At 70.0% G+C, this 16303-nt stretch carries 16 protein-coding genes; 5 read left to right on the top strand and 11 right to left on the bottom strand.

All coding sequences use genetic code 11. The features are described 5' to 3' along the window. Positions 1 to 36: 36 nt before the first annotated feature. Both glyS and glyQ read right to left on the bottom strand, forming a co-directional pair. Positions 37 to 2145: a glycine--tRNA ligase subunit beta gene (gene glyS, locus ACFOLC_RS07030; protein WP_386758502.1), complete on the bottom strand. Its 2109-nt coding sequence runs from the start codon at positions 2143 to 2145 to the stop codon at positions 37 to 39. Continuing rightward, entirely contained in the window at positions 2145 to 3095 is a 951-nt protein-coding gene (gene glyQ, locus ACFOLC_RS07025) for a glycine--tRNA ligase subunit alpha (protein ID WP_386758501.1), read from the bottom strand. Before glyQ ends, glyS begins: the two co-directional genes overlap by 1 nt. Positions 3096 to 3195: 100 nt before the next feature. Here glyQ and ACFOLC_RS07020 point away from each other — a divergent pair, with 100 nt between their 5' ends. Further along, the gene (locus ACFOLC_RS07020) at positions 3196 to 3948 is read left to right on the top strand and encodes a glutamine amidotransferase (protein ID WP_386758500.1); all 753 of its coding nucleotides are present in this window, start codon (positions 3196 to 3198) and stop codon (positions 3946 to 3948) included. Positions 3949 to 4058: 110 nt separating this feature from the next. Continuing rightward, positions 4059 to 4967, top strand: a complete 909-nt coding sequence (locus ACFOLC_RS07015) for a hypothetical protein (RefSeq protein WP_386758499.1) — start codon at positions 4059 to 4061, stop codon at positions 4965 to 4967. Positions 4968 to 4969: 2 nt separating this feature from the next. Here ACFOLC_RS07015 and ACFOLC_RS07010 read toward each other — a convergent pair whose 3' ends face one another. The 5 genes from ACFOLC_RS07010 to ACFOLC_RS06990 all read right to left on the bottom strand — a co-directional run bounded on the left by ACFOLC_RS07010 (position 4970) and on the right by ACFOLC_RS06990 (position 8172). Continuing rightward, entirely contained in the window at positions 4970 to 5656 is a 687-nt protein-coding gene (locus tag ACFOLC_RS07010) for an RDD family protein (RefSeq protein WP_386758498.1), read from the bottom strand. Next, a complete protein-coding gene (gene tatC / locus ACFOLC_RS07005) occupies positions 5653 to 6435 on the bottom strand; it encodes a twin-arginine translocase subunit TatC (protein ID WP_386758497.1) in 783 nt (260 codons plus the stop codon). The genes ACFOLC_RS07010 and tatC overlap by 4 nt, the downstream gene beginning before the upstream one ends. Positions 6436 to 6437: 2 nt before the next feature. After that, complete coding sequence (gene tatB, locus ACFOLC_RS07000; protein WP_386758496.1) at positions 6438 to 6890, bottom strand: Sec-independent protein translocase protein TatB; 453 nt, start codon at positions 6888 to 6890, stop codon at positions 6438 to 6440. A gap of 39 nt (positions 6891 to 6929) precedes the next feature. Then, complete coding sequence (gene tatA / locus ACFOLC_RS06995) at positions 6930 to 7175, bottom strand: Sec-independent protein translocase subunit TatA (RefSeq protein ID WP_386758495.1); 246 nt, start codon at positions 7173 to 7175, stop codon at positions 6930 to 6932. A 130-nt stretch (positions 7176 to 7305) separates the two neighbouring features. Beyond that, positions 7306 to 8172, bottom strand: coding sequence for a lipid-binding SYLF domain-containing protein (locus ACFOLC_RS06990; RefSeq protein ID WP_386758494.1), 867 nt, complete (start codon positions 8170 to 8172; stop codon positions 7306 to 7308). 215 nt (positions 8173 to 8387) lie between these two features. Between ACFOLC_RS06990 and hemH the strand changes: the two genes are divergently transcribed. Both hemH and ACFOLC_RS06980 read left to right on the top strand, forming a co-directional pair. Continuing rightward, positions 8388 to 9416, top strand: coding sequence for a ferrochelatase (hemH, locus tag ACFOLC_RS06985; RefSeq protein WP_386758493.1), 1029 nt, complete (start codon positions 8388 to 8390; stop codon positions 9414 to 9416). A gap of 5 nt (positions 9417 to 9421) precedes the next feature. After that, entirely contained in the window at positions 9422 to 10282 is an 861-nt protein-coding gene (locus tag ACFOLC_RS06980) for an alpha/beta fold hydrolase (RefSeq protein WP_386758570.1), read from the top strand. A 39-nt stretch (positions 10283 to 10321) separates the two neighbouring features. Here ACFOLC_RS06980 and ACFOLC_RS06975 read toward each other — a convergent pair whose 3' ends face one another. From ACFOLC_RS06975 to ttcA, 3 genes are all read right to left on the bottom strand, one after another. Next, entirely contained in the window at positions 10322 to 11119 is a 798-nt protein-coding gene (locus ACFOLC_RS06975; protein WP_386758492.1) for a M48 family metallopeptidase, read from the bottom strand. A 94-nt stretch (positions 11120 to 11213) separates the two neighbouring features. Then, positions 11214 to 12119 (bottom strand): recombination-associated protein RdgC, encoded by a 906-nt coding sequence (locus tag ACFOLC_RS06970; protein WP_386758491.1) that lies wholly within the window; start codon positions 12117 to 12119, stop codon positions 11214 to 11216. 134 nt (positions 12120 to 12253) lie between these two features. After that, positions 12254 to 13159 carry a tRNA 2-thiocytidine(32) synthetase TtcA gene (ttcA, locus tag ACFOLC_RS06965; protein ID WP_386758490.1) on the bottom strand — a complete coding sequence of 302 codons (906 nt, stop codon included), beginning with the start codon at positions 13157 to 13159 and terminating at the stop codon, positions 12254 to 12256. A 115-nt stretch (positions 13160 to 13274) separates the two neighbouring features. On the opposite strand from ttcA, the gene ACFOLC_RS06960 reads away from it, so the two are divergent. Continuing rightward, positions 13275 to 13484: a YdcH family protein gene (locus ACFOLC_RS06960; RefSeq protein WP_449284291.1), complete on the top strand. Its 210-nt coding sequence runs from the start codon at positions 13275 to 13277 to the stop codon at positions 13482 to 13484. A gap of 18 nt (positions 13485 to 13502) precedes the next feature. On the opposite strand, the gene plsB is transcribed toward ACFOLC_RS06960, so the two are convergent. Beyond that, a complete protein-coding gene (plsB, locus tag ACFOLC_RS06955) occupies positions 13503 to 16283 on the bottom strand; it encodes a glycerol-3-phosphate 1-O-acyltransferase PlsB (RefSeq protein WP_386758489.1) in 2781 nt (926 codons plus the stop codon). Positions 16284 to 16303 lie beyond the last annotated feature (20 nt).

The following is a 16303-nucleotide window of genomic DNA, read 5'->3' as shown; positions in this document are numbered from 1 at the left end:
GGCCCTTTCTTCAGTGGTGATAACCGCGACTACAGGTCAGATCGACAGGTGCTCGATCGCGGCGATGCTGCAGAGGCGGTCGGACAGGCGCTTGAGCAGGGCCAGGCGGTTGTTGCGCAGCGCCACGTCGTCGACGTTGACCATAACCGCGTCGAAGAACGCGTCGACCTGCGGGCGCAACCGCGCCAGGCGGCCGAGCACGGCGACGTAGTCGCGCTGCGCCAGCAACGGGTCGGTGTCGGCGATGGCGGCATCGACCGCTTCGGCGAGGTCGCGCTCGGCGTTCTCGGCGAACAGCGTTGCGTCGATCGTGGTCGGCAGCTCGCCGTCGACCTTCTTGAGGATGTTGCGGATGCGCTTGTTGGCGGCGGCGAGGGCTTCGGCTTCGGGCAGCTTGGCGAATTCGCCGATGGCGCTGAGGCGGTGGTCGAAGTCGAGGAGTGAAGCCGGCTTCAGTTCGGCGACGGCGCTGAACTGCTGTGACGGCACCGACTGGTCGGTGTAGTAGCCGCGAAGGCGGTCGAAAATGAAGTCATAGATTTCTTTCGAGCGCGCATCCATCAAATCAAACAACTCTGGTTTCCCCTTTCCCGCTCCTCCCTTCTCTCCGATCAATCCGACGGCGGAGCTGATGAAAACCTTAAGATCCAAGTCGGAGCCCGACTCAACAATCGTGCGAGCCAAACCCAGCGCGTTACGCCGCAGGCTGAAGGGATCTTTGTTGCCGGTCGGCTTCAGTCCCGCGGCAAAGCCGCCGGCCAACGTATCCAACCGCTCGGCAATCGCCAGCACCTGGCCCAACTTGCTCGGCGCGATCGCATCGCCGGCAAAGCGCGGCATGTAGGCCTCGTCGATGGCGTCCGCGACCTCCAGCGGCTGGTTCTCGACCGCGGCGTAGTAGCGGCCGGCTATGCCCTGCAGCTCGGGGAACTCGTTGACCAGACGCGACTGCAGGTCGGCTTTCGACAACTCGGCGGCGCGACGCGCCAGTGCCGGTTCGACGCCGACCTGCGCCGCGATGGCCTCGGCCAATGCGGCTACGCGCGCGACCTTGTCGGCGATCGTGCCGAGCTTGTCCTGGTACTTCACCGTTGCCAGGCCGTCGTTCATCGACACCAGGCCCTGCTTCATGTCCTCGACGAAGAAGAACTTGGCATCGGCGAAGCGCGGACGGATCACGCGTTCGTAGCCCTTGCGCACCTCGTTCTCGTCCTTCGACTCGATGTTGGCGATGCCGACGAAGTGCTCGCTGAGCCTGCCGTCGGCGTCGAGCACCGGGAAGAACTTCTGGTTGGCTTCCATCGTCGCGATCAAGGCTTCGGACGGCACGGCGAGGAACTCGCGCTCGAAGCTGCAGGCCACGGCCTTGGGCCACTCGGTGAGGCCGTTGACCTCCTCGAGGATGCCGGCGTCAATGCGTGCGCTGCCGCCAGCGGCCTGCGCGGCGGTGTTGACCTCGTGGACGATGCGCTCGCGGCGCTCGTCCGGATCGACCAGCACTTTCGCGCCACGCAGGAACTCGACGTAGTCGTCGGGCGTGGAGAACCATACCGGCTTGTCGTGCATGAAGCGGTGGCCGCGGCTCATGCGGTCGCTGCGCACGCCGAGCAGTTCGGCGTCGACCACGTCCTTGCCGTGCAGCAGCACCAGCCAGTGCACCGGGCGCGCGAAGCCGTAATCGTGGTCACCCCAGCGCATCGGCTTGGGAATTGGCATCGCGGCGATGGCCTCGCGCACGATCTCCGGCAGCAGCTCGCGCGTGAGCGCGCCGGGCTTGACCGCGCGATGGACGAAGCGCTCGCCCTTGGCGTCGGTGGTTTTCTCCAGCGCGGTCCAATCGATGCCGGCCTTGGTGGCAAAACCCTGCAGCGCCTTGGTCGGTTGGCCGTCGCCATCAAGGGCGATGTTGAGGTAGGGGCCGAGCACCTCCGACCTCTGCTCGGGCTGTTGCGTTTCGACGCCGGGCAGCTTCACGGCGAGGCGGCGCGGCGTGTACAGCGGCTTGGACTCGCCGCGCGCGAAGGCGATGCCGCGCTTGGCCAGGCCGTCGATGACGCCGTCGTAGAAGGCCTGCGCCAGGCCCGGCAACGCCTTGACCGGCAGCTCCTCGGTGCCCAGTTCGATCAGCAGCGGACGCATCGCCATTACGCGGCCTCCTGGCCGGCGGCGGCCTTCTTGAGCACCGGGAAGCCGAGCTTCTCGCGCTGTGCGTAGTAGGCCTCGGCCACGCCCTGGGCGATGCGGCGCACGCGCAGGATGTAGCGCTGGCGCTCGGTGACGCTGATCGCGCGGCGCGCGTCGAGCAGGTTGAACGAGTGGCTGGCCTTGCAGACCTGGTCGTAGGCCGGCAGCGGCAGGCCCAGCTCGATCAGCTTCTGGGCCTCGCGCTCGCAGGCGTCGAAGCGGTGGAATAGTTCTGCCACGTCGGCGACCTCGAAGTTGTAGGTCGACTGTTCGACCTCGTTCTGGTGGTAGACGTCGCCGTAAGTCACCGGCGTGACGCGGCCATCAGAATCCGGCGGACCGTAGGTCCAGATCAGGTCGTAGACGTTGTCGACGTTCTGCAGGTACATGCACAGCCGCTCGAGACCGTAGGTGATCTCGCCCAGCACCGGCCGGCATTCCATGCCGCCGGCCTGCTGGAAGTAGGTGAACTGGGTCACCTCCATGCCGTTGAGCCAGACCTCCCAGCCCAGGCCCCAGGCGCCCAGCGTCGGCGATTCCCAGTTGTCCTCGACCAGGCGCAGGTCGTGCACCAGCGGGTCCACGCCCAGGGCTTTGAGCGAGTCGAAGTACAGCTCGACGATGTTGTCCGGGCTGGGCTTCATCGCGACCTGGTACTGGTAGTAGCGCTGCAGGCGGTTGGGGTTCTCGCCGTAGCGGCCGTCGGTGGGGCGGCGGCACGGTTGCACGTAGGCGGCGTTCCACGGCTCCGGGCCGAGCGAGCGCAGGAAGGTCGCCGGGTGGAAGGTGCCGGCGCCGACTTCGAGATCGAGCGGCTGGATCAACACGCAACCCTGCTCCGCCCAGTAGGCGTTGAGGCGCTGGATCAGCTGTTGAAACGTCGGCGGTTGCGGGGAGGTGGGGGCGGCCATGCGTCGCTCATGGAGTTGCAGCAAAGCGCGCTAGTATAGCGACGGGCCTTGCGATTCTTGGCCCGCACACGCCTCCCAGACCGCCTTGCCGAACGCCGCCGTGACCCATCGCCATCCCGGTCCTTTCCTGATCCTCGAGACCGGCCAGCCGGTTGTCTCGATGCGCCGCCACCGCGGTTTTCCACACTGGATCCGCGTCGCTGCCGGCCTTGCCGCCGACGAGGCGGTGGTGGTGAATGTCGAAGCCGGCGAAGCGCTGCCGTCACGCGCGGGGGCTGCCGGCACTGCATTTACCGGCGTGATCGTCACCGGTTCCGGCGCGATGGTCACCGACCGCCACGACTGGAGCGAGCGCAGCGCCGATTGGTTGCGCGACGCCGCGCACGCGGGCCTGCCGCTGCTGGGCATCTGCTACGGCCACCAGCTGCTCGCGCATGCGCTCGGCGGCGAGGTCGGCGACAACCCAGCCGGGCGCGAGATGGGTACGGTCGATCTCGACCTGCACCCGCACGCCGAGCACGACCTGCTGTTCGCCGGCCTGCCCGCACAGTTTCCGGTCCAGGCCACCCACCTGCAGTCGGTGCTGCGCGTGCCGGACGGCGCGACCGTGCTGGCCCGCTCGCAGCGCGACGAGTGCCATGCATTCCGCTGGGGCGACCGCGCCTGGGGCGTGCAGTTCCATCCCGAATTCAGCGCCACCCACATGCGCGGCTACGTGCAGGCGCGCAAGGTCGCGCTGCAGCGCGAGGGCCAGTGCCCGAAGACCATCACCGGCAACATCCGCGCAACGCCGCAGGCGCGCCGCGTGCTGCGGCGTTTCGTCCACCACGCGCTTGGCCTGGCTCGCCGCTAGCGCAAGCCGTCCGCCGCTATCGACCGGCACGGATCGATCGACGCAAATCGGCTAGCATCAGCGCCATCGGCGCACCGACGCGCCACGCTTCGTCCCGGGGACCAAGACACATGACGACACACGCAATGGGACCGCTCGCGGGTCTCTCCTGGCTCAAGCGCGCCATCAACCTGGGCCGCCACAACGCCCGCGCGGTATTCGGCGGCGCAGCGCTGCTGATGGTGGTGGCGCTGGTCCCCAGCGTGATCCAGCTGGTGTTGCAGTCGCTGTTCAAGCCCGACACCAACGGCAGCCTGGTCATCGCCGCCGCCTTGACCCTGTTCTCGATCGTGCTGCTGCCGCCGCTGGTCGGCGGCTACCTGCGGTTGATCCACGCCAGCGAATCCGGCCAGCCGGCGCGTGCCAGCGACGTGCTGGCGCCGTTGCGCGACCGCGGCGATGCGTTGCGCCTGATCGGTTTCGGCCTGCTGATGACCGCGATCTACCTGGTTGTGGCGCTGGTGGTGATCAAGCTGTTCGGCGAGGGGCTGCTCGAGTGGTACCTGCAGGTGCTGGCGCTGTCGCAGCAGGGGCAGTCGCCGGATCCGTCGGCGCTGCCGGCGCTGCCGGAAGGCTTCGGTCGCGTGCTCGGCCTGGGCACGCTGCTGGCGCTGTTCCTGTCCGGCGTCTACGCGATCGGCTTCGGCCAGATCGCCCTGACCCCGCGCTCGATCGGCGGCGCGATCGGCGATGGCCTGGTCGGCACCTTGAAGAACCTGCTGCCGATGCTGGTGCTGGCGGTGGTCGTGTTCCTGGCGTCGATCGTGCTGGGGCTGGTGCTGGGGCTGGTACTCGGCCTGCTCGCCGTGATCGGCGGCCTGGTGCACCCGGCGCTGAGCGTGGCGCTGGTGCTGCCGGTGTACATCGCGTTGCTGGTGGTGCTCTACGTGGTGATGTTCGGGGTGATGTACTACTTCTGGCGCGACGTCTGCGGCGAGACGCCGCCGCCGGTGGCCGGCGACCACCACGTCGCGGTCTGAAGTCAGCGCAGCGCGGCCTCGAGCGCGCGCTGCGCCATCGCCGCCGTCAGCAGGCCCAGCCACGCGCTGGCGGCGACCGCGGCGATCACCTGGATTCCCAGCCACAGCCGCGCCCAGGCCGGCAGCCGCCGTGAGCCGCTCAGAGCCATCACCTGCGTGCCGCTGAACCGGTCATGCAGCGCGCGGTGGGCCGGAGCCACCGCGGCGAGCAGGTGGCCGAGGTTGAGCGTCAGCCAGGACAGGCCGCCGGCGAGATGGCGCAGGCCCGCGCGCCCGACGTCCAGACGCGCGCCGCGCCGGTCGCTCACCGCCAGGCCCAGCGCGCGCTTGCCGGCGCCGCCCTGCCAGGGCGAGGCCTCGGCGACGGCGTGGTAGAGCGCCCCCAGCAACACGAAGGCCGCGGTTGGCGCCAGCAACAACTGCAGCAGCGCCGCGTGCGTGGCAGTGAGGGCCGGCGCCAGGGCCGGGTCGTGCAGCACCGCGGCGACAGCGGCCGGCAACGATTCGGCCTGCAGCAGGTGTTCGGCCAGGGTCGTATAGATCCGCTGCAGCAGCGCCTGGCCGAGGTCGCCCAATACGTGGGCATGGGCTGCGACCGAGGGGGCGGCCAGTGCCGCGGTCGGCACGGCGAGCAGCGCCGCGTCCAGCGACCAGGCCGCGTAGCGCTGCCAGAAACCGGCGGCGATCACGACGTCGGCGTCGACCCGCTGTCGGCGTGCGGCACCAGCCAGCGCGCGGCGACGATGCCGACCTCGTAGAGCAGGCACATCGGCACCGCCAGCATCAGCTGCGAGACCACGTCGGGCGGGGTGATGATCGCGGCGATCACGAACACGCCGACGATGGCGTAGCCGCGCGACTCGCGCAGCTGCTGCGGCGTGACCCAGCCCAGCAGCACCAGGATCACCAGCGCCACCGGCAGCTCGAAACTGGCCCCGAACGCGAGGAAGATCACCAGCACGAAGTCGAGGTAGGCGTTGATGTCGGTCATCATCGCCACGCCGGTGGGCGTGATCTGGGCGAGGAAGCCGAACACGGTCGGCAGCACCAGGAAGAACGCGAACGCACAACCGGAGTAGAACAGCGCCACCGCCGAGGCCAGCAGCGGCAGCGCCAGGCGCTTCTCGCGCTGGTACAGGCCCGGCGCGACGAAGGCCCAGGCCTGGTACAGCAGCCACGGCATGGTGATCATCAGCGCGGCAAAGAACGCCAGCTTGACCGGGGCGAAGAACGGCGAGGCGACCTCGACCGCGATCAGCTGGCCGCCGGCCGGCAGCTTGGCCAGCAGCGGCGCGGCCAGGAAGGCGTAGAGCTTGTTGGCGAACGGCAGCAGCGCCACGAACGCCACCAGCAGCCCGACCACGGCGCGCAGCAGGCGCGCGCGCAGCTCGATCAGGTGGTCGATCAGGCGCGGCTCGGCATGGCTGCCGTGCCCGGCCTCGGCGGCCGGCTCGCTGTCGTGGCTCATCGTCACGGGCGTTCGGCGTCGGGGCGCGGGTCGGGCGGGTCGGAGACGCTCGGGTCGTGTGGCGACGCCAGCGCGGGCGGCGCGGGTGCGTCCGCCGCCTCAGGCGTCACGGACGATTCCGACACGGCCGGTGCGGTGGCGTCGGCGGCGATGTCGTCGAACTCGCGGCGCAGCGAGTCGCCCTCGCGCTGCAGCCGGTTGCGTGCCTCGCCAAGGCCGGTGCTGAGCTCGTCACGGGTCTGGCGCAGCGTGTCCTGGGTCTGGCGCAGGTCGCGCTTGAGCTCCTCGGCGGCCAGCTCGTTCTCCAACTCCGACTTCACCGAGTACCACTGCGCGCGCGCGCGCCGCACCCACAGGCCGGCAAAACGCGCGGCCTTGGGCAGGCGTTCGGGGCCGAGCACGAGCAGCGCCACGACCGCGATCAGGAACAGCTCGGAGAAGCCGATGTCGAACATGACAGGCGACGACGCGGCAGCAGGACGACGCGGCGCGCCTCAGCGCGCGCTGCGGTCGTCGTGGGTTTTTTCGGTGTCGCCGGCCGGCTTGTCGGCCTCGCCGTTGCGGGTCTCGTCGCGCAGCTGCGCGGCTGGCTTGTCGGCCTCGTCGTCGTGGATGCCTTTCTTGAAGCCCTTCACGGCCTCGCCAAGGTCCTTGCCGACGTTGCCCAAGCGCTTGGTGCCAAACACCAGCACCACGATCACCAGCACGATCAGCCAGTGCCAAAGACTCAAACCGCCCATGAGGGTATCCGCTGGAAGGAGGACGATCAGGATACCGCAGCGCTATGACAGCCGCCGTTATTTCCACGCGACCGCCAGCTTGGAGCGGCCCAGGCTGGAGCGGCCCGGCTTGAAGCGGGGCTGGCGGCGATCAGGGCAGCGGTTCGGCCTTGACCGGGCTTTCCACGGTCTCGAACGGCTGCGGTTGCGGCGGGTTCGGCTGTGCCGGGGCCTGCTGCGGCACGGTCGTGGCCGTCGGCGCGGCCGCTGGGCGCGGCGCAGGCGCACCGCTGCGGGCACGCGCATCGGCATCGGCGTTGCCGCGCGCGTTGCGGGCAATCGCGCTGGCTTCTTCGAGGCGGTCGCGGAAATCGACCACCGCGGTCGACGGCTGGCCGTGGGCGCGGCCTTCGAAGATCATCCGCGGCGTGGTGTCGCGGCCGTACACGGCCTCGTTGGCGGCATCGTCGATGCTCAGCACCGCGCCGTCGAGGGCGATGCCGGCGAACAGGCCGCGCGCGCGCGACCACGACCAGATCTCGGCCTTGAGCTGGCCGTCGGTGGCGGTGGAGGCGTTGCGGCCGACCGGGCCGGCGGCGACACCGGCATCGGCGCCGAGGGTGACCTTGCCGTTGACGATCGAGTCCAGGCCGCGGTCGCTGCGGAACACCAGCACGATGTCGGCCGACTGCACGCCGGCCTGGAAGCCGATGCTGCCGCCGGTGAGCTTGACGAAGCTGGGGCTGGACCAGGTGCCGTCGGGATTCTTCACCGACAGCAGGCCGTGACCGCGGCGGCCGCCGAGCACCAGGCCGATCTTGAGCGAGTCGGGCACCACGACAATGCCGCGCGCCTCGTCGAGCAGTTTGTCGGGGATCGACGACTCCGGGATCTGCTGGATGTCGGTGAGCACGCGCACCGCGTTGCGGGCGCGCTCGTCCTCGTCGGGGCCGGCGACGGCGGCGGTGGCGAGGGACAGGGACAGCACGAGGACGGCGAGGCGCGGCAAGCGGGGCATGGCGGACTCCAGAAAACGATGGTGTGGATTCGACCACAACCCGGTGCTCGGGTTCGACAACGCCAAGCCGCGGCGCTTCGTGGGCGAGTGGCTTCATGGGCGAGCATTGCGGCTCAGGCTAGTGAAGCGGCGATGAATCGCCACGGAATTGCCGATGCTGCCGGCTGCAGCGCTCAGGTGCTGATCCGCATCGCCGCAGCTGTCATCCTATGCGGATGCCCGCCGCCGCCCGCATCGCTTCCCCCGCCCACGATTCTACGGCCGCGCCACGCGATACCGCGCTGGTGCTGGTCAACCTTGGCACGCCCGATGCACCGACCGCGCCGGCGGTGCGGCGCTACCTCAGCGAGTTCCTGCACGACCGCCGCGTGGTCACGTTGACGCGCTGGCTGTGGTGGCCGTTGCTGCACCTGGTGATCCTGCCGCTGCGTGCGGCCAAGGTGGCGCGCAAGTACGCCAGCATCTGGCTGCCGGATGCCGCAGACGGCGCGCACGACGGCGGCTCGCCGCTGGCGGTGCACACGCAGCGGCTGGCGCAGGCGGTGCAGCGCGAGTTGCCGCAGCTGCGCGTGGTCGCGGCGATGCGCTACGGGCAACCGGCGCTGGCGCAGACGCTGCAGGTCCTGCGCGCGCAGGGCGTCGCGCGGGTGCTGGCGTTGCCGCTGTACCCGCAGTACTCGACCTCGACCACGGCCTCGGTCGGCGACGTGCTGGCCGGCGCCACGGGTCTGCAGACCCGCATGGTCGAGGACTACCACGCGCAGGCCGACTGGATCGAGGCGGTCGCCGCTTCGATCCGCAGCCACCGCGCCGAGCACGGCGCCGGTGCGCACTTGTTGTTCTCCTTCCACGGCCTGCCGCAGCGTTTCGTCGATGCCGGCGATCCGTACGCGCGCCAGTGCGAGGCCAGTGCGCGCGCGATCGCGCAGCGCCTCGGCCTGGCCGACGACGCCTGGACGCTGAGCTACCAGTCGCGCTTCGGCCGCGAGCGCTGGCTGGAGCCGGCCACCCGCGACACCCTGGCGGCACTGGCGCAGCGCGGCGTGCGCGAGGTCGACGTGGTCGCGCCGGGCTTCGCCGTCGACTGCCTGGAGACGCTGGAGGAGGTGGCGATGATGCTGGCCGAGGACTTCGCCGCGCGCGGCGGCCGGTTGCGCTATATCCCCTGCCTCAACGACCGCCCGGCGCACGCGCATGCCTTGGCGGCGATCGCGCAACGCGCGCTGGACGAGTGGCAAGGATGACGGTGCTGCACGACTTCGTCCTCGACACCCGCCTGGGCCGCATCACCGGCCTGCGCGTCCTTCGACAGGCTCAGGATGCGCGGGACAATGTGCCGCGCGTGCTCGCGCTGCACGGTTGGCTCGACAACGCCGCCAGCTTCGTTCCGCTGGCGCCGCACCTGCCCGGCATCGAGCTGGTCGCGCCCGACCTGCCCGGTCACGGCGCCAGCGCGCACCTGCACCCGGGCGCGGACTATTCGTTCGCCGGCGCGGTCAACAGCGTGCTCGACATTGCCGATGCGCTGGGCTGGGAGCGCTTCGCCCTGCTCGGGCATTCGATGGGCGCCGGCATCGCCAGCCTGGTCGCCGCGGCTTGCCCGCAGCGCGTCGAGCGCCTGCTCGCGATCGAAGCGCTGGGCGCACTGGCCGAGGCACCCGAGCGCACCGTCACCCGCCTGCGCGAGGCGATCGCGGCCACGCGCGGGTTGCCGCGCAAGCCGCTGCGCGTGTTCCCCGACCTGGCCCTGGCGGTGCGCGCGCGCATGGCGGTCAATGGCCTGAGCGAACCGGTCGCACGCTTGCTGGTCGAGCGCGGGGTCGCGCCGGTGGAGGGCGGTTTCGTCTGGAGCAGCGACCCGCGCCTGACCCTGCCGACGATGACGCGCATGACCGAACCGCAGGTGCGCGACCTGGTCCAGGGGATCGAGTGTCCGGCACGGGTGATCTTCGCCGACCCCGCCCAGCCCTATCTGCCCGATCCCCTGCGCCGCGAGCGCGCCGGCCTGCTGCCGCAAGGCGAGCTGGTCGTGCTGGCCGGTGGCCATCACCTGCACATGGAAGACCCGGCCGGCGTGGCCGCTGCGATCGGCGATTTCTTCACGCGCTGAGCGCGCCGTGACCGCATCGGTTCGCGCGTACGCGCGGGCCTACGATTTCAGCTTGCCGCACAACGCGTGCAGCGTCGCCTTGAGGCGGCGGCCGTCGCTGCGGAACCAGTCGCGCTGGTCGCGCCAGTGCGGGCAGCGCGCCTCGACCTCGCGCCAGAAACGGCGCGAGTGGTCGGCGTGGATCAGGTGGCACAGCTCATGCACCAGCACGTACTCGAACGCCGGCGGCGGCGCCAGCATCAGCGACAGGTCGAGCGAGAGCGCGCCGTCAGGCGCGAGCGAGCCCCACTGCGACGACATCATGCGAAAGCGCAGCCGCGACGGCGCCCGCGGCAGGCCGGGCAGGTACTGCGGCAGCCAGCGGCCGATGTCGGCGCGCGCCTGCGCCTCGTAGAAGTCGCGCAACGTGCGGCGCAGGGCGGCATCGGTGACCGTGGCCGGGGCGGTGATGGCGAGCGTGGCGTCGTCCAGCGCCAGGCGCAGGTAGCGGCCGTCGTGCCATTGCAGCGGCTGCATCGCACCGCGCAGTGGCACTGCCGCGGTGACGTGCGGCTGCAACGCGCCGATCACGCTACCGGCGTTGCGCAGCTGCGTCGCCAGCCAATCGCCGTGCTCGATCACGAAGCGCTCGCCGGCCGCATCGCTGGCACGCAGTGGCAGGGTCAGGCGCGCGCCGCGCTCGTCGACGCTGAGCTTGAGCCGGCGCGCGCGTGGGTCGCGCACACGCTGCACCTCAACCGCCTGGCCGTCGGCGAGTGTGATCGTGACGGCGTCGCGGGCGATGCCGCGCGACGGTGGGCGCGGCTTGCCGGACAGCAGTCGGAACCAGCCGCTCACGCGTGGGCACTCGTCATCGCGGCAGCATAGGCGAAGTACACCGCGGCCACGTGACCGGGCCGCGACGTCATGGTCGCGGCACGGGAACGACCGCTCAGGCCTCGACCTTGGACAACTTCAGCGCGGCTTCGAGCACGTTGAACAGGCGCTTGACCTCGCCGGCCATCAGCACGAAACGGGCATCGAGTTCGGCGCGCAGGTCGTCGCGCTCGCTCGACTCGAGCTGGTCGACGGCGCCGTCGAGCAGCTTAAACTTGCGCACCACCAGGTCCTCGCCGAGCACGAACGAAACGTGGTCGTCGAGGTTCAGCGCCAGCCGCGTGACCTGCTTGCCCGACTCCAGGTGCTTGTTGATCTCGTCGCCCTGCAGTTCCATGCGCTGGCACTTGACCACCGCGCCCTGGTCGATCGGATCGCGCAGCTCGCACTCGTCGCCCAGCGACAGGCCGTCTGGCAGCGGCTCGCCGGCGAGCCAGCCGGTCAGGATCGAGCGCGGCGCGACCTCGGCGTTGAGCGGCAGCGCCGGGAAGCTGCCGAGCGCGCGGCGGATTTCGCTGACCACGTTCTCGCCGGTCTTGCGGCTGGACGTGTCGACCACGGCGATGCCGTGGCCGAGGTCGAGCAGCGCGTCGGTGCGGCTGGGCTTGATGAAAGCGCGCGGCAGCAGGTCGACGATCAGCTCGTCCTTGATGCGCTTGCGGGTGCGGCCGCCGGGCTTGCGGCCCTCCTTGTGTTCGATCTCGGCCAGCTTCTTGGCCAGCATGTCGTTGACCACCGAGCCCGGCAGCAGCCGGTCCTCGCCGCCGACGGTGAGCCAGATCGCATCGCCCTGGCGGTTGGTCAGCAGCTCGGCGTCGCGGCCGTACGGCGAGATGAAGCCGCGCGAGCTCAGTTCGAGCGGGCCGACCGGCTTGAGCTGGCACTCGCCGAGGCCGGTGTCGAGGTCATCGAATTTGGTGGTGGTCGGGAAGCGGAACAGGGTCAGGTTGCGGAAGAACATCGAAGGTCCTGAAGGGAGGGTGTAGATCGTCATTCCCGCGAAGGCGGGAACCCAGCGTCGTTTGCTGTTGAAAAGTCACGGCAACGTCCCTGGGTTCCCGCCTTCGCGGAAATGACGGTGAAAGGCTGAATGCATCAAGTCGTGTCGTCGTGCAACGCCGGCGCTTCACCCGCCAACCACGCGTGCGCATCCGGCAGCGGCGCGTCGCCGTGGCGACCCAGCGCCACGAAATCGAACAGCTTCGGATCGCTCAGCTGCGACGGGCGGATGTCACCCAGCGCGCGCGCGATGGACTCGATGCGGCCGGGCGTTTCGCGCTCCCACGCGTCCATCATCTTCTTGACCTGCTGGCGCTGCAGGTTCTCCTGCGAGCCGCACAGGTTGCAGGGGATGATCGGAAACTTTTTTGCTTCCGCATAAGCGGCGATGTCGTCCTCGCGCACGTAGGCGAGCGGGCGGATCACCACGTGGCGGCCATCGTCGGACAGCAGCTTGGGCGCCATGCCGCCCAGCTTGGCGTGGAAGAACAGGTTGAGGAAGAACGTCGCCACCCGGTCGTCGCGGTGGTGGCCGAGCGCGATCTTGGTGAAGCCCTGCTCGGCGGCATGCGCATACAGCGCGCCGCGACGCAGGCGCGAGCACAGCGAGCACATGGTCTTGCCTTCCGGCACCACGCGGGTGACCACCGAGTAGGTGTCCTGCTCGCGGATCTGGTACGCCACGCCGATCGATGCGAGATAGGCCGGCAGCACGTGCGCGGGGAAGTCCGGCTGCTTCTGGTCGAGGTTGACCGCGACCAGTTCGAACCGCACCGGCGCCTTTTTCTGCAGCTGCAGCAGGAGGTCGAGCATCGTGTAGCTGTCCTTGCCGCCGGACAGGCACACCATGACCTTGTCGCCGTCCTCGATCATGCCGAAGTCGGCGATGGCGCGGCCGACCTGGCGACGCAGGCGCTTGCCGAGCTTGTGCTGCTCGTGGGCGCGACGCGGGTCGGTGCGCACGTGCGGCCGGGGTTCGCGCAAAGACAGGACGGTGTTCATCGGACCGCCGATTCTACTGGAGTTGATCGGCTGGACCTGATCTGCCGGATGGGCGCCGCAGCCGTTGGCCGGGGACGCGGTGACGGCCGTCGTCGGCGCGCGCTAAGCTTCAACCATGATCGAAAGCGACGATCCCGCCGTCATTGCGCGCCAGCTGGCCGAGCTGCGGCTCGAGCACCGCGACCTCGACGCCGCGATCGACCGCCTGGTCGGCGACACCGACGCCGACGAGTTGACGATCAAGCGCCTGAAGAAGCGCCGGTTGTGGCTGAAGGACTGCATCGCCCGACTGGAGAGCGCGCTGATCCCGGACGAACCGGCCTGACAGCCAGGCGCGGGAGGCTCACGTCGCCTGTGGCGGCTCGGCCGCCGGTTTGGCGCCTTCCGGGCTGATCTTCTCGATGGTGTGGCGCAGCTCGCGGCCGAGGATGACCTTGGCGTCCTTGGCCCAGGCGTCCAGGCGCGCGTCGAAGGCGAGCTTGCCGTTGGCGTCGGGCCACACCAGCTTGAGTGCGCGCAGCTTCTGGATGAAGCCGCGGAACAGGGTCTTGTCGAAGAACTCCGGCGCCGCCGGCGCGTACAGCAGCGACAGGCGCTGCGCGGCGAGCTGGCACAGGCTTTCCAGCTCGCCGGCGGTGAGCGTGCCAGCGCCGTTCTTCACCAGCACCGAGATGGCGATGTAGTAGCGCTCGAACGCCTGCTGCAGCGAGTGGCCGATCGCGCGCAGGCGGAACACCTCGTCGGTCTGGCCGGCGTTGCGGGCGAGGATGCCGCCGTCGTCCTCGTTGACGCGCTCGAGCAGGCCCTCGCGGATGAACACCTCGACGGTGTCGGTCAGGCGCTGGGCGAATTCTTCCTCGCTCCACGGCAGGAACAATTCAGCCTGCAGGAACGGATAGACGTTGCGGCCCAGGCGCAGCACGCCGGCCTGGCTCATGCGCCGGTTGTTCTGGAAGCAGCAGGCGATCCACGAGGCCGCGGTGAACAGGTGCAGCACGTTGTTGCGGAAGTAGCTCAGCAGCACCGCGTTGTCGCCGGTCACGCCGAGCACGTCGCCGAGCGGGTGCGCGGTGCGGCTGAGCACGCTGATTTCCTCGCCGTGGGCGACGATCTCCTGCGGCGAATGCGGGGTCACGGTGACGCGGTCGGAGTACGGCAGCTCGGCCAGCAGGGTCTTGCTCAGCGCGATCTGCGCGAGCAGGTCGGCCTCGCCCATCGCGTGCTTGGGCGTCGACAGCAGCGCCAGCGCCAGCAGGTTGATCGGGTTGACGTCGGCGGCGCGGTTGACGTTGACCTGGATGCGATCGGCCAAGGCGTCGACCGTGCGCGACAGCCAGGCCGGCTTGTCTTCCTCGCCCATCGGCCGGCCGTCCCAGTCCGGGGCGTGCTCGGCGAGCACGTCGTTGAGGCGGATCGGTTCACCGAAGTTGACCACCACCTGGCCGTAGTTGCTGCGCAACACCTTGGGGATGCCCCACAGCAGCGCCCAGATCGATTCCTTCTCCTTGGGTTTGCCGGACAGCTCGTCGAGGTAGCTGCTGCCTTCCATCAGCTTCTCATAGCCGATGTAGACCGGCTGGAACAGCACCGGTCGCGTTGGCTGGCGCAGGAACGCGCGCAGCGTCATCGCCACCATGCCGCCCTTGGGCGGCAGCAGCCGGCCGGTGCGCGAGCGCCCGCCTTCGACGAAGTACTCGATCGAGTGGCCGCCGGCGACGAGCTGGGCGACGTATTCGCTGAGCACCGCCGAGTACAGCGCGCTGCCGCGGATGCTGCGGCGGATGAAGAACGCGCCGCCCTTGCGCAGGATGGTGCCGATCACCGGCAGGTTGAGGTTGATGCCGGCGACGATGTGCGGCGGCACGATGCCGCGCGTGTACAGCAGGTAGCTCAGCAGCAGGTAATCCATGTGGCTGCGGTGGCAGGGCACGTAGACCACCTCGAAGCCGGGCGCGTCCTGCTTGAGCTGGTCGAGGTGGTGGACCAGCACGCCGCGGTAGATGCGGTTCCACACCGGGGTCAGCAGGAAGCTGGCCGAGCGCACCACCGGGTGCGAGTAATCGGCGGCGATCTCGTAGGCGTAGGTGTGCGCCTTCTTCCAGGCCTCGGCCAGCTTGGAGTTGTCGCGGCGGGCCTGGTCGGCGATGGCGTCCTTGACCGAGGCCGAGGTCAGCACCTGGTCGACCAGCAGGCGCCGGGTCGACAGGTCGGGGCCGATCACCGCCGCGCGGATGCGGCGGAAGTGGGTGCGCAGCACGCGCGACAGCTTGCGCACCGTGCGCTCGGGCGGCAGGCCCTCGTCGACGATCTCGCGCAGGCTCACCGGCGGCGCGAACCGCACCAGCGTGTCGCGGCCGTTGAGGGCGATCGCGAGCAGGCGGCGGAAGCGGCCGACCAGGGCCCAGTTTTCCGAGAACAGCACCGAGAACCAGCCGCTGCTCTTGTCCGGCGCGCGGCCGACGAAGATCGACACCGGCACCAGCTGCACGTCCAGGGCCGGGTCGGCGCGGTGGGCGTCGAGCAGGCGCGCCAGCGAGCTGGAATGGCTCTTGGTCGTGGCCGGGGCGGTGCCGGCCAGGGCCTGCAGCTGGGTCAGGGTGTTGACGTTGCGCCGCGACAGCGCGAGGTAGGCGCGCTTGCGGCCCAGCGGGTCGCCCGGCAGCGGCTGCAGCGGCGACGGCAGGCCGGTCTCGCGGCAGGCGCGTTCGAGGATCAGCGCGTTGCTCAGGCCGTAGCCTTCCAGCACGTAGCAGACCGGACGGCCGCTCCACTCCTCGGGGATTTCGGCGGTCGGGTTGCTGGGCTCGATGGTCAGCTGCACCCACGGCGCCATGAACCGCCCCAGCAACTTGGCCCACCACGGCCGCCGCACGGGCGGCAGGCGGTGCAGGGGCGCGGGCGGGGTGATCGGCAGCTCGGCCTGGGTCGGGTCGGTATCGGGTGGGCCAGCCGGGGCCGGGGGCTCGGCGGCGCGGTGCCCGGCACTGGCGTGCGCATCCGCGGCGTCCGCGGCGACGGGCGGGCGGTTCGGGTCGGCGTCCGCGATCGGCGGGGTCTCCCCGGGGGGCGCGGCCTGGGCGGCGTGCGGAAAAGGCAGGGGCGTCTGTTTCGGCATCGTGGCCATTATGCCTTTCGGCGTCGGAA

Origin of the sequence: Lysobacter cavernae, from assembly GCF_042648505.1 — a bacterium.
GTDB classification, from domain to species: domain Bacteria; phylum Pseudomonadota; class Gammaproteobacteria; order Xanthomonadales; family Xanthomonadaceae; genus Lysobacter_L; species Lysobacter_L cavernae.
Note: the sequence above shows the minus strand (reverse complement) of the source record. Positions and strands in the feature narration are given on the sequence as shown.

Excerpts from the sequence above, each read along its gene's own strand:
- glyS (WP_386758502.1), bottom strand. The coding sequence starts at position 2,145 with ATGGCGATGCGTCCGCTGCTGATCGAACTGGGCACCGAGGAGCTGCCG.
- glyQ (WP_386758501.1), bottom strand. The coding sequence starts at position 3,095 with ATGGCCGCCCCCACCTCCCCGCAACCGCCGACGTTTCAACAGCTGATC.
- ACFOLC_RS07015 (WP_386758499.1), top strand. The coding sequence starts at position 4,059 with ATGACGACACACGCAATGGGACCGCTCGCGGGTCTCTCCTGGCTCAAG.
- tatC (WP_386758497.1), bottom strand. The coding sequence starts at position 6,435 with ATGAGCCACGACAGCGAGCCGGCCGCCGAGGCCGGGCACGGCAGCCAT.
- tatB (WP_386758496.1), bottom strand. The coding sequence starts at position 6,890 with ATGTTCGACATCGGCTTCTCCGAGCTGTTCCTGATCGCGGTCGTGGCG.
- tatA (WP_386758495.1), bottom strand. The coding sequence starts at position 7,175 with ATGGGCGGTTTGAGTCTTTGGCACTGGCTGATCGTGCTGGTGATCGTG.
- ACFOLC_RS06990 (WP_386758494.1), bottom strand. The coding sequence starts at position 8,172 with ATGCCCCGCTTGCCGCGCCTCGCCGTCCTCGTGCTGTCCCTGTCCCTC.
- hemH (WP_386758493.1), top strand. The coding sequence starts at position 8,388 with ATGCCCGCCGCCGCCCGCATCGCTTCCCCCGCCCACGATTCTACGGCC.
- ACFOLC_RS06970 (WP_386758491.1), bottom strand. The coding sequence starts at position 12,119 with ATGTTCTTCCGCAACCTGACCCTGTTCCGCTTCCCGACCACCACCAAA.
- ttcA (WP_386758490.1), bottom strand. The coding sequence starts at position 13,159 with ATGAACACCGTCCTGTCTTTGCGCGAACCCCGGCCGCACGTGCGCACC.
- ACFOLC_RS06960 (WP_449284291.1), top strand. The coding sequence starts at position 13,275 with ATGATCGAAAGCGACGATCCCGCCGTCATTGCGCGCCAGCTGGCCGAG.
- plsB (WP_386758489.1), bottom strand. The coding sequence starts at position 16,283 with ATGGCCACGATGCCGAAACAGACGCCCCTGCCTTTTCCGCACGCCGCC.